At 48.7% G+C, this 15,890-nt stretch carries 15 protein-coding genes; 12 read left to right on the forward strand and 3 right to left on the reverse strand.

Features of this window, described 5'->3' with window-relative positions:
• The first annotated feature begins 3 nt into the window (after positions 1-3).
• Positions 4-681, forward strand: a complete 678-nt coding sequence (locus AC50X8_RS06865; protein WP_494879137.1) for a trimeric intracellular cation channel family protein — start codon at positions 4-6, stop codon at positions 679-681.
• A complete protein-coding gene (locus tag AC50X8_RS06870) occupies positions 682-1,149 on the forward strand; it encodes a low molecular weight protein-tyrosine-phosphatase (protein WP_056040702.1) in 468 nt (155 codons plus the stop codon).
• A 120-nt stretch (positions 1,150-1,269) separates the two neighbouring features.
• Here AC50X8_RS06870 and AC50X8_RS06875 read toward each other — a convergent pair whose 3' ends face one another.
• On the reverse strand, positions 1,270-2,010 hold the full coding sequence (locus tag AC50X8_RS06875; RefSeq protein ID WP_056040700.1) for an alpha/beta hydrolase: 741 nt from the start codon (positions 2,008-2,010) through the stop codon (positions 1,270-1,272).
• 311 nt (positions 2,011-2,321) lie between these two features.
• Here AC50X8_RS06875 and pdhA point away from each other — a divergent pair, with 311 nt between their 5' ends.
• The 10 genes from pdhA (at position 2,322) to AC50X8_RS06925 (ending at position 14,624) form a co-directional block, all read left to right on the forward strand.
• A complete protein-coding gene (pdhA, locus tag AC50X8_RS06880; protein ID WP_056040696.1) occupies positions 2,322-3,401 on the forward strand; it encodes a pyruvate dehydrogenase (acetyl-transferring) E1 component subunit alpha in 1,080 nt (359 codons plus the stop codon).
• A gap of 30 nt (positions 3,402-3,431) precedes the next feature.
• Complete coding sequence (locus AC50X8_RS06885; RefSeq protein WP_056040694.1) at positions 3,432-4,409, forward strand: alpha-ketoacid dehydrogenase subunit beta; 978 nt, start codon at positions 3,432-3,434, stop codon at positions 4,407-4,409.
• A gap of 15 nt (positions 4,410-4,424) precedes the next feature.
• Positions 4,425-5,741 carry a dihydrolipoamide acetyltransferase family protein gene (locus tag AC50X8_RS06890; RefSeq protein ID WP_056040692.1) on the forward strand — a complete coding sequence of 439 codons (1,317 nt, stop codon included), beginning with the start codon at positions 4,425-4,427 and terminating at the stop codon, positions 5,739-5,741.
• Between the two features lie 3 nt (positions 5,742-5,744).
• Complete coding sequence (lpdA, locus tag AC50X8_RS06895) at positions 5,745-7,160, forward strand: dihydrolipoyl dehydrogenase (protein WP_494860107.1); 1,416 nt, start codon at positions 5,745-5,747, stop codon at positions 7,158-7,160.
• 217 nt (positions 7,161-7,377) lie between these two features.
• Positions 7,378-8,343, forward strand: a complete 966-nt coding sequence (locus tag AC50X8_RS06900; RefSeq protein ID WP_494879138.1) for a thymidylate synthase — start codon at positions 7,378-7,380, stop codon at positions 8,341-8,343.
• Between the two features lie 16 nt (positions 8,344-8,359).
• A complete protein-coding gene (locus tag AC50X8_RS06905; RefSeq protein ID WP_056040686.1) occupies positions 8,360-8,851 on the forward strand; it encodes a dihydrofolate reductase in 492 nt (163 codons plus the stop codon).
• A 276-nt stretch (positions 8,852-9,127) separates the two neighbouring features.
• Positions 9,128-10,615 carry a glutamate synthase subunit beta gene (locus tag AC50X8_RS06910; RefSeq protein ID WP_056040684.1) on the forward strand — a complete coding sequence of 496 codons (1,488 nt, stop codon included), beginning with the start codon at positions 9,128-9,130 and terminating at the stop codon, positions 10,613-10,615.
• 74 nt (positions 10,616-10,689) lie between these two features.
• Complete coding sequence (locus AC50X8_RS06915; RefSeq protein WP_235533270.1) at positions 10,690-11,022, forward strand: hypothetical protein; 333 nt, start codon at positions 10,690-10,692, stop codon at positions 11,020-11,022.
• Between the two features lie 50 nt (positions 11,023-11,072).
• Positions 11,073-12,275 (forward strand): hypothetical protein, encoded by a 1,203-nt coding sequence (locus AC50X8_RS06920; protein ID WP_494879139.1) that lies wholly within the window; start codon positions 11,073-11,075, stop codon positions 12,273-12,275.
• 12 nt (positions 12,276-12,287) lie between these two features.
• Complete coding sequence (locus AC50X8_RS06925) at positions 12,288-14,624, forward strand: type IA DNA topoisomerase (protein ID WP_494879140.1); 2,337 nt, start codon at positions 12,288-12,290, stop codon at positions 14,622-14,624.
• A gap of 145 nt (positions 14,625-14,769) precedes the next feature.
• Here the strand turns inward: AC50X8_RS06925 and AC50X8_RS06930 are convergent, their stop codons facing one another.
• Positions 14,770-15,504 carry an HAD family hydrolase gene (locus tag AC50X8_RS06930; protein ID WP_494860124.1) on the reverse strand — a complete coding sequence of 245 codons (735 nt, stop codon included), beginning with the start codon at positions 15,502-15,504 and terminating at the stop codon, positions 14,770-14,772.
• A 153-nt stretch (positions 15,505-15,657) separates the two neighbouring features.
• On the reverse strand, positions 15,658-15,795 hold the full coding sequence (locus tag AC50X8_RS06935; protein ID WP_494879141.1) for a hypothetical protein: 138 nt from the start codon (positions 15,793-15,795) through the stop codon (positions 15,658-15,660).
• Positions 15,796-15,890 lie beyond the last annotated feature (95 nt).

The raw sequence follows: 15,890 nt of genomic DNA on the forward strand, positions 1-15,890 counted from the left end.
TAGATGACATCGGACGGGAGAACGGAAGCGGGGGCGTACACGTTGGATTTGGAGATTTTTGGCGTATTCAGCATCATCGGCACCATTGCCTTTGCCGTCAGCGGCGCGGTTGTGGCAATGGAGGAGGAATACGACATACTTGGCGTTTTTGTGCTGGGCCTGGTTACGGCGTTTGGCGGGGGGGTAATAAGGAATTTGCTGATCGGCGTTCCGGTTACCTCGCTTTGGAGCCAGGGGAGCTTGCTGAAAATCGCGCTCATCGCGATGACGATTGCTTTTTTGCTGCCGGTTAAATGGATTTATACGTGGCGCAAAAGCGAAGCTTTTTTCGATGCGATCGGTTTATCAGCCTTTGCGATTCAGGGCGCGCTCTATGCGACGCAAATGAACCACCCGATCAGCGCGGTGATGGTAGCGGCTATGCTGACAGGCATCGGCGGAGGCATCATTCGCGATGTACTGGCAGGGCGCAAACCGCTTGTGTTGCGGGATGAAATTTATGCCGTTTGGGCGATGATTGGCGGCTTGGTTATTGGCAAGGGCTGGTTTCATTCAACACTCGATTTGCTGTTCCTGTTCGTGCTTATTATCGTGTTCAGGATGCTGTCGGTGTATTACAAATGGAAGCTGCCGCGCCGCTCGCTGCGGGAGAAAATTGTTCAGGAGAAAGGAGAAGCCTAAATGAAGCAAAAAGTGTTGTTTGTTTGTCTTGGAAATATTTGCCGTTCACCGATGGCGGAGGCTGTTTTTCGCAGCAAGGTGGAGCAGGCGGGGCTGTCAGAGCAAATTATTGTAGATTCGGCGGGTACGGGAGATTGGCATATCGGCCATCCGCCGCATGAGGGCACACGCAAAGAGCTTGACACGAATGGCATATCCTATACAGGGATGAAGGCACGTCAGTTCACACAGCAGGATGATGCGGATTTTGACTATATTGTCTGTATGGATACGAAAAACGAGCGCGATGTGCGTGAAATTCTCGGAACGCGTGTGGGGAATGCGGAAGTGCTGACCTTTATGAGCCTGCTGCCCGAGCGCGGCGTAGCGGATGTGCCAGATCCTTATTATACGGGACAATTTGATTATGTATTTGAATTGGTGGATGCAGGCTGCGAGCGGCTGCTGGACCATGTGAAGCTTAAGTAACCAAGCTAAGCGAGCATGCAGTTGATAGAATGGCTCAAAATAAACAAACAAAGCCTTGGCTTCCTCCTTGGGCGGGGGAAATCAAGGCTTTGTTTCATTTGTTAGGCAAGGCTGCCGCGCTTATTGGCGCTCGATAAAATACATTAATGCTTCCGGCAGCTCTTTCTGCCAAAAGCCCCATTGATGTTGGCCTTCTTTTTCCGCATAATAAAAGGGAGCTTGTCTTTCTTCGAGCAGCTTTTTGGCTTCACGGTTTAATTCGACAAAATTATACACGCCTCTATCTGTTGTTTCATATGCCGTTTCCTGCAGGCCGACAATCATGTACAGCTCCAGCCAGGAAAGGTCATTCTGTGCAGCCATAATTTCTAGCGAGCGCTCGAAGTAGGCGCCTGATAAAGAAAGCACACGGTTGAACAACTGCGGATAGGCCAGCGCAAGATGAAAGGAGATGGTGCCGCCAAGCGAATCGCCAGCAAGCACGCGATGCTCGGCCTCACGCCGGACCGGATATTTTGCTTCTATAAAGGGAAGCAGCTCCTCGCCGAAAAAGCGGACATAAGCCTCATGGCGGTCTCCGTCAGGAGCATATTCCGCTGTGCGAAATGTTTTATTCACATCGACGCCAACAATAATGAAGGGCTCTACGCCTTCATCCAAAATAATGCGGTTCGCCGTCGTCGCGATTCTTCCGAAGTTGAAGAAGTCTTCTCCGTCCTGGCAGTAGACGACAGGGTAGCTCAGCAGCTCATTGTAGCCGGGCGGCAAATAGACGCGAAGCGAGCGCTGCCCATCTTGCAAATAGTTGCTTGCAACCGTTTCCCTGAGGACGGTGCGTTTCAAATAACGTTCATCTGTCATCATTTCTTCCTCCGTTGGTTGAATGGAATGGGAGCTTGTGGGTAAACAATAGAGAGATGCCTTAGTAATGCGAGTTCGGCAGCAGACTGAAAGGCTGTACAAGCTCCACTGTTTCAACATTGTATTATGCTGTTATATAACTTTGTGGCAGCTGTTACATATACAATTTCTTAACAAAAAGGGCATAAGCGTTGAAAATACAGCGGATTTTTTGCTTTTTGCTTTGACCATTTTTGTTAAACAGGTTTATAATAATTCTATAACAGAGTACTGTAATATTCAAATATTAATGATTGAGGTGAGCGTTCACAATGAGCAAAGTGCTTAGCAAACTGCCATATGAAGTTCAAACGGAGCCAGTTACACCATTGTCCGTCTTGTCGCTTGATGGTGAAGTTGTTAACCCGGATGAAATGCCGGAGCTTACGGACGACCAATTAAAAGAAATTATGTACCGTATGGTATTTACCCGCACTTGGGATGATCGTGCCGTGAATTTGGGCCGTCAAGGCCGTCTGGGCTTCTACGCTCCAGTATCCGGTCAAGAAGCAGCCATGATTGGTAGCGAATACGCTTTGAATAAAGATGACTTCATCTGTCCGGGCTACCGCGATATTCCGCAGCTCGTATGGCATGGTCTTCCAATGTACCAAGCGTTCCTATATTCCAGAGGACATCAGCATGGTGGTCAAATCCCTGAGGATGTTCACGTTCTAATGCCGCAAATCATCATCGGCGCGCAAATTTTGCACGCTACTGGTGTTGCGATGGCATTCAAGAAAAAGAATGAAAAACGCGTAGCAATTACGTACACAGGCGACGGCGGTTCTTCCGAAGGCGATTTCTACGAAGGCATGAACTTCGCAGGCGCGTTCAAGCTTCCGGTTATTTATGTTGTACAAAACAATGGCTATGCGATTACAACACCTTATGCTAAACAAACAGCTGCACATTCTGTTGCCCACAAAGCGCTTGCTGCTGGTATCAAAGGCGTGCAGGTTGATGGCATGGACGTGCTTGCTGTAATTAAAGCAGTTAGAGATGCTGCTGAGCGCGGCCGCAACGGCGAAGGCGCTACGCTGATCGAGCTTCTTACTTACCGTTATCGTGCGCATTCCATGGCGGATGATACGACAAAATATCGCACCAAAGATGAGGAAGCGGAATGGGCTCCTAAAGATCCACTCATTCGTTTCGGCAAATATTTGGAAAGCAAAGGTCTCTGGTCAGAAGAGGATACGACTCGCGTGAAGGAAGAAGCGAAAGCGACTGTTAACGAGCAAATCAAGAAAGCAGAAGCTGTTGAAAAAATGACGGTTGAAGGCTTGATTGACTCGATGTTTGAAACAACGCCGCAGCACCTCGAAGAGCAAAAAGCTGATTTCAAATAATAGCCTTTAACGAAGGAGGAACTATAGATCATGGCTCAAATGAATATGAAAGAAGCGATCCGTGACGCAATGCGCGTTGAACTTAAACGGGATCCGAATGTACTACTTTTTGGCGAGGATGTTGGTAAAGTCGGCGGCGTGTTCCGTGCGACTGAAGGCCTTCAAGCTGAATTTGGCGAAGACCGCGTATTTGATACGCCGCTTGCCGAGTCCGCTATCGGCGGTTTGGCAGTGGGTATGGGGATTCAAGGCTTCCGCCCAATTGCCGAAATTCAATTCGTAGGTTTCATCTATGAAGCGATGGACCAAATGTTCATTCAAGCGGCTCGTATGCGTTACCGTTCCGGCGGACGCTACAACTCGCCAATCGTATTCCGTACGCCTTTCGGCGGCGGCGTGAAAGCAGCTGAGCTGCACACGGATTCCCTGGAAGGTCTTGCAGTACAGACGCCAGGTATCAAAGTGGTTATTCCATCCAATCCTTACGATGCTAAAGGTCTTCTTATTTCCGCTATTCGCGATAATGATCCTGTATTTTTCATGGAGCATTTGAACCTTTACCATGCTTTCCGTACAGAAGTGCCAGAAGGCGAATATACGGTTGAAATCGGCAAAGCCAATGTCGTTCGTGAAGGCAGCGACGTTACAATCATTGCTTACGGCTTGATGGTTCACACGGCTGTCAAAGCAGCTGACGAGCTTGAGAAAAAAGGAATCAAGGCTGAGGTTATCGACCTTCGTTCCCTTGTGCCTCTCGATATCGATACTATTGTAGCTTCGATCCAAAAAACGAACCGTGCAATTGTCGTTCAAGAAGCGCAAAAAACTTCCGGCGTTGCCGCTGAAGTAATCGCTCAAATTAATGAAAAAGCAATTCTGCACCTGGAAGCTCCAGTGCTTCGGGTTGCAGGTCCGGATACCGTTTATCCGTTTGCGCAAGTTGAGGATGCATGGCTTCCAACGGTAGCCCGCATTTCTGCAGCTGTCCAAAAAGTACTTGATTTCTAAAGGAGGATACACGCGGTGGCTAAATTCGAATATCGTTTCCCTGAGCTTGGCGAAGGCTTGCACGAAGGCGAGATTATTAAAGTGCACATTAAAGCCGGCGACAAAGTAACAGATGATGACATTATTATGGAAGTGCAAAACGACAAGGCAATTGTTGAAGTGCCATGTCCGGTTAACGGAACAGTGCTTGAAGTTTTAGTTAAAGACGGCCAAGTTTGCCACGTAGGCGAAGTAGTCGCTTTGATTGATGCGGAAGGCGAAGTGCCTGAGCAAGCAGCTCCGGCAGCTGAAGAGCCTAAGAAGGAAGAGGCGGCTCCGGCCCCAGCTCCAGAAGCGGCTAAAGATGCTCCAGCAGCAGAAACAGCTAAAGAAGCTCCTAAAGCTACAAATGCTTCTGTGCTTGCTACACCAAGCGTTCGCAAGTTCGCTCGCGAGCAAAATGTTGATTTGACGCAAGTAAGCGGCACTGGCAAAAACGGCCGTATTACGCGTGAAGATGTTACTGGCTTTGACGGTTCTGCTTCTGCAGCAGCCGATCAAGCAGCGGCTCCGGCTGAGCAGCAAGACAACGCAACTGCAAAAGGTGCTGGCGAAGCGAAAGCAGCTCCAGTTGCTGCTGGTACAGCTTACCGTCCGGAAGAGCGCTTGCCATTTAAAGGCATTCGCAAAATTATTGCAGGCGCTATGTCCAAATCCGTTTATACAGCTCCGCATGTAACGATCATGGATGAAGTGGACGTTACTGAGCTTGTGGCACTTCGTGCAAAATACAAGCCTTATGCAGAGAAAAAAGGTGCTAAGCTTACGTACTTGCCATTCATCGTGAAGGCGCTCGTAGCTGCTGCCCGTGAATTCCCAATTATGAATGCGACGCTTGACGAAGCTAATCAAGAAATCGTTTTGCGCAAATATTACAACATCGGTATCGCAACAGATACAGATAACGGCTTGATCGTTCCTGTTATTGAAGATGCGGATCGCAAAAACATTTGGAAAGTGGCTGACTCGATTCGTGATCTGGCTGTTCGTGGACGCGATGGCAAGCTTTCGGCTAACGAGCTGAAAGGCAGCACGATTACTATTTCCAATATTGGTTCGGCAGGCGGTATGTTCTTTACACCGGTTATCAACTTCCCTGAAGTTGCAATCCTCGGTACTGGACGTATTTCCGAAAAAGCAATCGTACGCAACGGCGAGATCGTAGCTGCTCCTGTAATGGCTCTGTCACTGAGCTTCGACCACCGTCTAATCGATGGCGCAACCGCTCAAAACTTTATGAACTACATTAAACAGCTGCTGGGCAACCCAGAACTGTTCATTATGGAGGTATAAACGATGGTTGTTGGAGATGCTTCATTAGATATCGATACTTTAGTCATTGGTGCAGGTCCTGGTGGTTACGTAGCGGCAATCCGCGCTGCGCAATTGGGACAAAGCGTGCTTTGTGTAGATAAGGAATATGTAGGCGGCGTTTGTTTGAACGTGGGTTGTATCCCATCCAAAGCTCTGATTTCCGCTTCCCATCAATATGAGTCCATCAGCCACGCTGATGTATTCGGTATTACAGCTAGCGATGTAAAAGTTGACTGGAGCAAAGTACAGGAGTTCAAAAGCGGCATTGTCAAAAAATTGACTGGCGGTGTTGGCTCTTTGCTTAAAGCGAACAAAGTACAGTTTTTCAATGGTGAAGTGATGTTCATCAATGAAAACGAAGCGCGTGTGTTCAACGATCAGGAAGCTCCGCGCTACCGTTTCAAAAACTGTATTATTGCTACAGGCTCCCGTCCAATCGAACTGAAAGCTTTCCCTTATGGCAAGCGTATTATCTCCTCTACAGGAGCTTTGTCGCTGCCTGAGCTGCCGAAAAGCGTTATCGTTATCGGTGGCGGCTATATCGGTATCGAGCTTGGTCAAATGTTCTCGAAATTCGGTACGAAAGTAACGGTTATCGAGGGCGGAGACAGCATTCTGCCTGGCTTCGACAAAGACATGTCTTCTCTTGTCGTTAAGAAGCTTAAAGGTACAAAAGTCGATATCGTAACGGGCGCGCTTGCACAAAGTGCTGAGCAAACGGATAACGATGTAACGTTGACTTACAAAGTCGGCGATAAAGAAGAAAAAGTAACAGCAGACTACTTGCTTGTTACCGTTGGCCGTCGCCCTAACACAGATGGCGATCTTGGTCTGGAACTGGCTAACATTAAAGTTGGCGAGCGCGGTCTGATTGAGGTTGATGATCAATGCCGTACTAGCAATAAAAACGTTTATGCAATCGGCGATATTATTGCTGGTCCTGCACTTGCTCACAAAGCAATGTATGAAGGACGTGTTGCGGCAGAAGTTATTTCCGGCCTGCCTAGCGTGATTGATTATAAATGTGTTCCTGCTGTCTGCTTCTCTGATCCAGAATGCGCAAGCGTTGGCTACACGGAGAAGGATGCAAAAGACAAAGGACATAATGTAAAAGTGGGCAAATTCCCATTTGCTATCAACGGACGCGCGATGTCGATTAATGCGAATGAAGGCTTCGTGAAGCTCGTTGCGGATGCAGACAGCGGTCTTGTACTTGGCGCGCATATCGTCGGTATGGAAGCTTCCAATATGATTGCTGAGCTTGGTCTTGCAATCGAAATGGGCGCTACGCTTGAAGATATCGCCCTTACGATCCATGCGCATCCAACACTGGGTGAGATCGTGCTTGACGCTGCAGAAGTAGCGCTTGGCCACCCGATCCACACGTTTCTTAAGTAATTGATTGTTATGATTCACTAAATTTAGTCGCCGCATTTGCGGCGGCTATTGAAGAGGTCCCGCGGCTGCTGAAGCCTGCGGGCCTTTTTTTATAAAAAATTAATAATTATGTGCTTTGTTGAGAATTTATACGGAATCAGCAGAGGCAACTATTTTAAATGATTGACTATAATGATATAATACAAATCTATATGTCCAAAATAGGAGTTGTAAGGGAATGAGTGTTCATACTAGTGAGAACGAATACTTGCAGCTGCTGCGCAGCGTTCTGGAACGCGGCACGGTCAAGGAGGATCGTACCGGAACGGGCACGATTTCCACGTTTGGCTACCAGATGCGTTTCGACTTAAACGAAGGCTTTCCGCTCATTACGACGAAGCGTGTACCGTTTAAGCTGGTTGTCAGCGAGCTGTTATGGTTTATTAAAGGCGATACGAATATTCGGTACCTGCTCCAGCACAACAATAATATATGGAATGAATGGGCCTTTAAGAAGTGGATAGAGAGCTCTGATTATACAGGTCCAGACATGACCGGCTTTGGCCTGCGTTCGCAAAGCGATGAAGCTTTTAATGTGCTTTATTTGGAGCAAATGGAGCTGTTCAAGCAGCAAATTTTGCAGGATGACGCTTTTGCAGAAAAGTATGGCGAGCTCGGCAATGTATATGGAAAGCAATGGCGCGACTGGAAAACCTCGCAAGGCGAATCCATTGATCAATTGAAGGATGTTATTCATACGATTAAGACGAATCCCGATTCCCGGAGAATGATTGTCTCCGCATGGAATCCAGAGGACGTTCCTAGAAATATGGCTCTACCGCCTTGTCATACGATGTTTCAATTTTACGTATCAGAAGGCAAGCTTTCTTGCCAGCTGTACCAGCGCAGTGGAGATATATTTCTCGGAATTCCTTTTAATATTGCCAGCTATGCCTTGCTTACGTTGCTTATTGCCCATGAATGTGGCTTGCAGCCTGGACAATTTGTGCATACGCTTGGGGACGCGCATATTTATTCCAATCATATGGAGCAGATTAAGACGCAGCTTGCCCGCGAACCTCGCGCGCTTCCGCAAGTACGGATTAATCCAGATGTGAGCTCCTTGTTTGATGTAGAAGTGGATGATATTGTACTGGAAAACTACCAGCCTCATCCTGCAATCAAAGCGCCTGTAGCTGTATAGAAGGGATGGACAAACGATGTCGATTACATTAATAGCAGCGATGGACCGCAACAGAACGATTGGGATCGGCAATAAGCTGCCGTGGCGGCTTCCAGCGGAGATGGCGCTGTTCACGAAGCACACGCTTGGCAAAACCGTTTTAATGGGCCGTAAGACGTTTGAATCGCTGCCTAAGCCGCTGAAGGACCGCCATAACGTCGTCTTAACTAGGCAGTCTGATTTTGCCTCAGAGGGCTGTGAGGCCGTTCATTCCATCGAGGAGGCTTTGTCGCGTTTCGGCGAGGAAGAGCTTATGGTTATTGGCGGAACGGAAATTTATACGCAGTTTCTGCCGATTGCAGACAAGCTTTACCTGACAGCTGTTGATGTGGAAGTAGTGGGTGGCGACGCTTTTTTTCCTATGTTCAATGAAGCCGATTGGGAGCTAGTGGAAGCTATTCCTCATCGCAAGGATGAACGCAATTTGCATGATTTTACATGGCAAACTTTTAAACGTATAAACCGTTGAATCGGTTTTTCGCGGGGGTACAAGGACAAATATGACATCTTAAGCTCATTTTTTTGTGCTCTTCTGCATAGAACGTACGAACATTATGTTATAAAGTGCAAATGATTGTACGGATAATCCATTAACGATGGCAGGGTAAGAGTGTTAGGATTTTGTAAAATGCCTCGCGAAAAATTGAAAATGTTTGTTATTGAATAATTGCTGAGTTCCCGATATAGTTTGTTTAGAGAAGCCTTACAACGGTTGACGGGAATAACGGATGGAGGAAAAGCGATCATGTCTACACCTACTGGTTTTATGGAATATCAACGAGAACTCCCAGCCGATCGCGATCCGATTGAGCGGATTAAAGATTGGGAAGAATTTCATAAGCATTTGTCCGATGAACAGCTTCGTACGCAAGGTGCGCGCTGCATGGACTGTGGAACACCTTACTGTCATTCTGGGATGGAGCTTGCTGGCTCAACGTCAGGTTGTCCGATTAACAACCTCATTCCAGAATGGAACAATTTGATTTACCGCGGTTTATGGCGTGAGGCGCTGGATCGTTTGCACAAAACGAATAATTTCCCAGAATTTACAGGGCGGATTTGCCCAGCTCCATGTGAGGGCTCCTGTACGGTTGGCTTGATTGGTGATGCGGTTACGATTAAGACGATCGAGCAAGCGATTATTGACCGTGGCTTTGATGAAGGCTGGGTTGTTCCACAGCCTCCGAAGATGCGCACAGGCAAACGTGTAGCGGTTGTCGGTTCGGGCCCAGCGGGCCTTGCTTGCGCAGCGCAGCTTAACAAAGCGGGACATCTTGTAACGGTGTACGAGCGCGCGGACCGCATCGGCGGACTTCTCACTTATGGTATTCCTACAGTCAAGCTTGACAAGAAGGTTGTTCAGCGTCGTGTAGACTTGATGGCGGAGGAAGGCATAGACTTCGTTGTTAACACAGAGATCGGTAAAGATGTATCGGCTGATGAGCTGCAAGGCCAGTTCGATGCAATCGTATTGTGCGGCGGCGCTACGAAAGCGCGCCCGGTAGATATTGAAGGACATGAGCTCGAAGGCGTTCATATGGCGATGGATTATTTGAACGGCACGATTAAGAGCTATCTGGATTCCAATCTGGAGGATGGCAACTACATTTCTGCGAAAGACAAAAATGTCATTGTTATCGGCGGTGGCGACACGGGGACGGACTGCGTGGCAACAGCGCTTCGTCATGGCTGTAAATCGGTTACGCAATTCGGTACGCACGCTAAGGCTCCATTAGTACGCGATAGCGTAAACAACCCTTGGCCGCAGTTCCCGAACGTCTACACGCTGGATTATGCGCATGAAGAGGCAAAAGCGCTGTTCGGAGAAGACCCGCGTGCCTTCTCGGTTCTGACGAAAAAATTTGTTGGCGAGAATGGCAAGCTTACAGAGCTTCACACCGTACAAATCGAGCGTACAGTTGATCCGGAAACGGGACGCCGAATTTATACAGAAATCGAAGGCTCCGAGCAAGTATGGCCGGCTGATCTCGTGTTTATCGCGGTTGGTTTTGAAGGCCCAGAAAACACGCTGATTGATGCTTTTGGCCTAGAGCAGGACCGTCGTACGAATGTGAAGGCGCCTTATGGCAAATATACGACGAATGCTGAGAAAATATTCGCAGCTGGCGATATGCGTCGTGGTCAAAGCTTGGTTGTATGGGCGATTAACGAAGGTCGCGAAGCGGCTCGTGAAGTGGATAAGTTCCTGATGGGATCTTCCTTGCTTCCCTAAATTAATGGTATGATGAATTGAATAGCAGCTTATGAGAAGCGCCCTAGGGCGCTTTTCTTGTCGATAGGAGGGAAATGAAGCGATATATGATTAAATATGGACTGGATACAGTAACGGAACTAAAATTTGAGAAAATCGTGGCGAACATGGAGCGGCGCAATGATCAATGGGTAGATATTGAGCTGTTGTTTGAGCTGTCGGAGGCAACGCCCGCGCCTGATGATCTCATTGATTTTAGTGGACTGGTCATTTGTACACCAGAGGGCAGAATTGCCCAAATTGTGCCGCAGGACGAAGACTGTGACTGTGAATATCAATTTACTGCATTTGAGAAGGAGCAAATTACGGCTTTTATTTTGCAGGAGCAAAATCAGCTGAGAATTAGGCAGCTCCCCTCCCCAATATAAGGAAAGTTGTGGTAAAATCAGTGTGAGATGACGTAAAGGAGCGATTCGTCATGCATGCTGAAGAAGCTTATGTGTTATCCCCGGCAGATGTCAGCAATATTCGAAAATATGTCCAGCATAAATATGGAGCGCTGCCGCAGGAGAAGAAAACCGAAATGATTGCCGATGCGGTGAACCGCATTATACATAAGCAGCTTCCGTCGTTTGACGAGTCGATTAAGCGCCAGGTGACGGCGCAGCTTATTCGCACTGCGGTGCTGGAGCAGAAGCGCCCTGTACGTGCAGATGATATTTTTGCAGCTTGCTTATTATTGCTGGATGACCGCGAGCAGGATATTGAGCAGCCGATGCATCAATGGGTAGAGAAGCAGCTGCAAAGCGTTGTCGAGATCGAGCGCTATCGGCTGGCGATGGACAAGCTGCGCAGTTCTGCCGAGCGAATGGACACGAGCGCAGATTCTTTGCCAAATGCAAGTTTGTCGGTGAACGAGAGCTGGCTTCAGTTGAAAAATGAGCTGCAGCCAGCCGGCGATGAGCAGCTGGCCAAAGAGCCGCTTGCAGCCGGGGCGGCTGGCGCCTCCGGCTTGGCGGATGTCATACCTCTGCCATTGCCGCTGGCAGTGCCTCAGAACGCGCCAGTTCCTCGCAAACGGCGCAATCAAGCTATCGTGTACGGATTTCTCAGCTTGCTGCTTGTGAGCGTCTCGCTGCTGTATGGAGAGTCTCTGACGCGTGCGTTAAGAGGGGCACAGCCGGAGCCGGTCCTTCTTGCTCCCATTGAACCAGTGAAGATCGTCGAGCTGGATGGCTTGCCGCAAGAGCTGCGGTATGTAGAAATTGATAAGAAGAGGCTGACTCAGTATTTGAAAGGCAAATCGTCGATACTTGCCAGGCAGCCTTATTTAGATGCGATTATTGCCCAAGCGAAATCATTTGATATTCATCCGCTCTTGCTATTTGCTATAACTGGGCAGGAGCAGGCTTTTGTACCAACCACGAACAAACAGGCGAAGGAAATTGCGAATAATCCATTCAATGTGTTTCATAGCTGGAAAGAATATAATACGACGATTAGCGATTCCGCTGAAATTGCGTCGCGAACGATTGTGAATTTAAGCAAGGGACGACCTGAAGGCATGGACCCATTCACATGGATTAACCGTAAATATGCGGAAGACCCTAACTGGTCGAATGGTGTTCGGTCGATTTTTGCTTCTATGAAGCAATATGTGGAAACAACAAGCAAGAAGTAAAGAGGCGATTTGTTGAAGACATTAATTATTGCGGAGAAACCGGATATGGGCAGGACGATTGCTGCCGTGCTTGAACCAAAGGCAGCTAATCGCCGGACGTATTTGGAAGGCGACCGCTATATTATTACATGGGCGATTGGGCATTTGGTATCACTCGCCGAGCCTGACCAATACGATGCACGCTACAAACGGTGGAATGATCAGGACTTGCCGATCATTCCGCAGGTGTTCAAGCTGTGGCCGAATCCGCGGACGAAGGATCAGCTTAAGACGATTGGCGAGCTTGCGAAGCGCTGTGGCAGACTTGTGAACGCATGCGATGCCGGGCGCGAAGGCCAGCTTATTTTTCACCTAATCAGGCAATATTTAAAGCTGGCGCAGCCTACGGACCGGTTATGGATATCGGATTTGACGGCGGAGACGATTCGCCGCGGTTTTGATACGCTGCGCAGTGATGATGAATATGAACCGCTGACGAAAGCGGCTCGTGCCCGCAGTGAAGCCGATTGGCTGATCGGGATGAATGCTTCTCGCGCATTTACGATTCGCCATAAAGCCTTGCTTTCTGTCGGTCGTGTGCAAACGCCAGTTTTGGCGCTGCTATATGATCGTCATAAGGAAATTACGGCTTTTCAGTCGGAGACTTATTTTGTCGTTAAAGCGGCATTTGACCAGTCTGGATTTGGGTATTCTGGCATTTGGCAGGGGGAGCGTCTAACCGATAAAGCAAAGGCTGAGGCATTGGCAGCGAAAACAGCAAATAAGCCTGCGAAGGTAGAAGATTACCAGATAGCGGAAAGCAAGGAGTATCCGTTCAGGCTTTATGACCTGACGCTATTGCAGCGCGAAGCGAATGGCAAGCACGGCTATTCGGCTAAGAAGACGCTGGATATTGCCCAAGCGCTCTACGAGAAGCATAAGGTGATTACGTACCCGCGGACGAACTCCAACTATGTAACGGAGGAGAACATTCCGGTCATGGGCAATGTATTAACGATGCTTCAAGGCACTAGCGGCTATGGCGAGCTTGCGAAAGGAGCAGACCGCTCTCGCGTTCACAAAGGGAACAAAGCGGTTTGTAATCCGTCCAAAGTCGAGGATCACCATGCCATCATGCCTACACCGAAGCGTGCTTCTGGCCTCAGCCAGGAGGAGCAAAACGTCTATGACATGATTGTCAGACGTTTTCTGTCGCACTATTACCCGCCCGCCGTATATAAAAACCACACGGTGCTAACGGTCGTCGAAGGCGAAACCTTCCGCACGAAAGCGAAGGAACAGCTGGAGCCCGGCTGGAAAGTGGTGTTGCCCCAGCAGGATTACACTGCGGCCAAGCCTGCTAAGCGCGCCAAAGCCAAGGATGACAAGGAAGCCGATGACGAGGAAATGGTAACCGATCAGCCCTTTAAGCTCGACCCGAATGGGCCGGTTCATTGCAGCAGCGTTGAGGCGATGGAAAAAATGACGCAGCCGCCCAAGTCCTTCACAGAGGGAACGCTGCTCAAAGCGATGGAAGGCGCAGGGAAGTCGATGGAGGATGATGAGCTGCGGGAAGCGATGAAGGATACCGGTCTTGGCACGCCGGCGACACGGGCAGCGACGATCGAGCGGCTGAAGCATGTCGGCTATATCCAGCTAGCAGGAAAGAAGCTGGATATTACGTCGAAAGGACTCGCTGCGATTGAGCTCATCCGCAACGCCGGTGTTGAGCTGCTCGCTTCGCCCGAAATGACGGGACGCTGGGAGCAGCGTCTGCACCAAATTTCTAAAGGCGAAGCTTCGGATGATCGTTTTATTGCGCAAGTTAAGCAATTCGCAGCCGTCATCGTCGATAAGGTTCGTCAGCAGCGTCCTGCCGCACCTGGAACGTTCGAGGACACATCTGCGAAAGGGAAGAAGGCAGCAGGCTCGACGAAAAGCGGCAGCCGTACAAGCAGCTCACGCTCGTCAGAAGCGAAAGCAGGGGGGAAGTCGCCTGCCGGAGTTGGCAAGAGCAGAAGCTCCTCACGGTCAGCTGAGGGTAGCGAAGCAGTGAAGCCGCCCAAGCAAGCAGCAGCGTCTGCGGCTCCAAGAGGGCCGCTCGCTGCCTGCCCGAGGCAGGGCTGCAACGGCAGTGTGATTGAAGGCAAGCGCGGTTACGGCTGCAGCAGCTTTCGCGAGGGCTGTTCTTTTGTGATTTGGAAGGAACAGCAGGGGAAGAAGATTACGCTGCCGATGCTCCATTCGCTGCTGGAGAAGGGGGCAACGAGCCAGCTCGCCTTTAAGCAGTCCAATGGAAGCAGCATGAAGGGCAGGCTTGTATTGACCGACCGTGACAAAGGGACGCTAACGATTCGGCCTGCCGACTAGTTAGCAGGCCGCCATAACCTGCTTGAGGTTGTTCGATGTGAATGATGTGAATAAGCGCTAATGAAAATCGCAACAAAATAAGCCGCCAAACCAACGAGTATGCTGGTTTGGCGGCTTATTCTAGTTAAATATTGTGTTTGTTCAGCTAGCGGTTGATATAACCGTAGATGGCTTCCGGCACTTCCACTAAATCATTCAAAGTGAAAAAGGCACCTTTAGGCTGAACTTCAATATTGACAACATTATATTGCCATTCGGTATCCTTGCGCATATGAATGGCATGGATGCCTGCAGTCAAGGCGGGAACAACATCCGTGCGAATAGAATTGCCAATCATCCATGTGCGTGCGCGATCCAGCGATGTTTCAGCTAAAATGTCCTCCAGCGCTTCATTCGTTTTGTGTTGGCGAATATAGATTCGGTTATTAAAATATTTGCTTAAATTTAATTGATTAATTTTGCGGGATTGAATGAGCTGCTCGCCCCCTGTGTACAAATGCAGCTCATGGCCTTGATTAGCTAAAGAATACAGCGTCTCCTCCATATTCGGATAAGGCTCTGTATCATGCTCATACACGCTGAGCCCAAGCTTCCATAGAAAATCTTGTTCTACAGCGGAGCGCTTCCTTCCGGTTACATCGGAGAAATAAACATAGCTGTCAACGAAAGATTGAGGAAAATGCTCGCTCTTAAAACCAAGCACGGCAATTCCAGCAATGTCGATCTCTGTTTGTTTATCTCGTACAGTGTCCGCGGTTACTTCTTCATATCCGGCAAACCAGGTGGTCATCGCATCAACAAATTGACTAATGACCAAATAGAAATATTTATTACAATGAATTAATGTATCGTCGAGGTCAAACATAATGTGCTGCTTCATAGAAAGCACGGCTCCTTTAGCGCAAAATAGACTGTGTATGAAATCAATCTACAGTATCAGGAGCCTTACGTCAACGCAGCAAACCCGTTTCGGCAACACTGAATTAGGAAAATTAAGGATGAAAATTAGATTAGCTGGTCATTTCCAGAAAAATCATGCATATTTAAGCTGCGACACAAGCAGCGTTGTCTTGATAAAGGCAATGCGGCGGCGGATATAGAAATCCAGGCTGTCGCCCCGCAGGTCATTCGGAGAGATCACCTCCTCAGAGCTGTTATCAATAATCGTCAATTCTCCGTTTGAATAAAATTTAAAAGTCAAATCTCGACGTGGCCAACTTTTCTCAACGAAACGAAAATTTTCACAAGTGCTCTTCATGGTGATCC

It is taken from the genome of Paenibacillus sp. JT22N15 (assembly GCF_059383755.1).

Coding starts and splice junctions, on each gene's coding strand:
- AC50X8_RS06865 (WP_494879137.1), top strand. CDS start 4: ATGACATCGGACGGGAGAACGGAAGCGGGGGCGTACACGTTGGATTTG.
- AC50X8_RS06870 (WP_056040702.1), top strand. CDS start 682: ATGAAGCAAAAAGTGTTGTTTGTTTGTCTTGGAAATATTTGCCGTTCA.
- AC50X8_RS06875 (WP_056040700.1), bottom strand. CDS start 2,010: ATGACAGATGAACGTTATTTGAAACGCACCGTCCTCAGGGAAACGGTT.
- pdhA (WP_056040696.1), top strand. CDS start 2,322: ATGAGCAAAGTGCTTAGCAAACTGCCATATGAAGTTCAAACGGAGCCA.
- AC50X8_RS06885 (WP_056040694.1), top strand. CDS start 3,432: ATGGCTCAAATGAATATGAAAGAAGCGATCCGTGACGCAATGCGCGTT.
- lpdA (WP_494860107.1), top strand. CDS start 5,745: ATGGTTGTTGGAGATGCTTCATTAGATATCGATACTTTAGTCATTGGT.
- AC50X8_RS06900 (WP_494879138.1), top strand. CDS start 7,378: ATGAGTGTTCATACTAGTGAGAACGAATACTTGCAGCTGCTGCGCAGC.
- AC50X8_RS06905 (WP_056040686.1), top strand. CDS start 8,360: ATGTCGATTACATTAATAGCAGCGATGGACCGCAACAGAACGATTGGG.
- AC50X8_RS06910 (WP_056040684.1), top strand. CDS start 9,128: ATGTCTACACCTACTGGTTTTATGGAATATCAACGAGAACTCCCAGCC.
- AC50X8_RS06915 (WP_235533270.1), top strand. CDS start 10,690: ATGAAGCGATATATGATTAAATATGGACTGGATACAGTAACGGAACTA.
- AC50X8_RS06920 (WP_494879139.1), top strand. CDS start 11,073: ATGCATGCTGAAGAAGCTTATGTGTTATCCCCGGCAGATGTCAGCAAT.
- AC50X8_RS06930 (WP_494860124.1), bottom strand. CDS start 15,504: ATGAAGCAGCACATTATGTTTGACCTCGACGATACATTAATTCATTGT.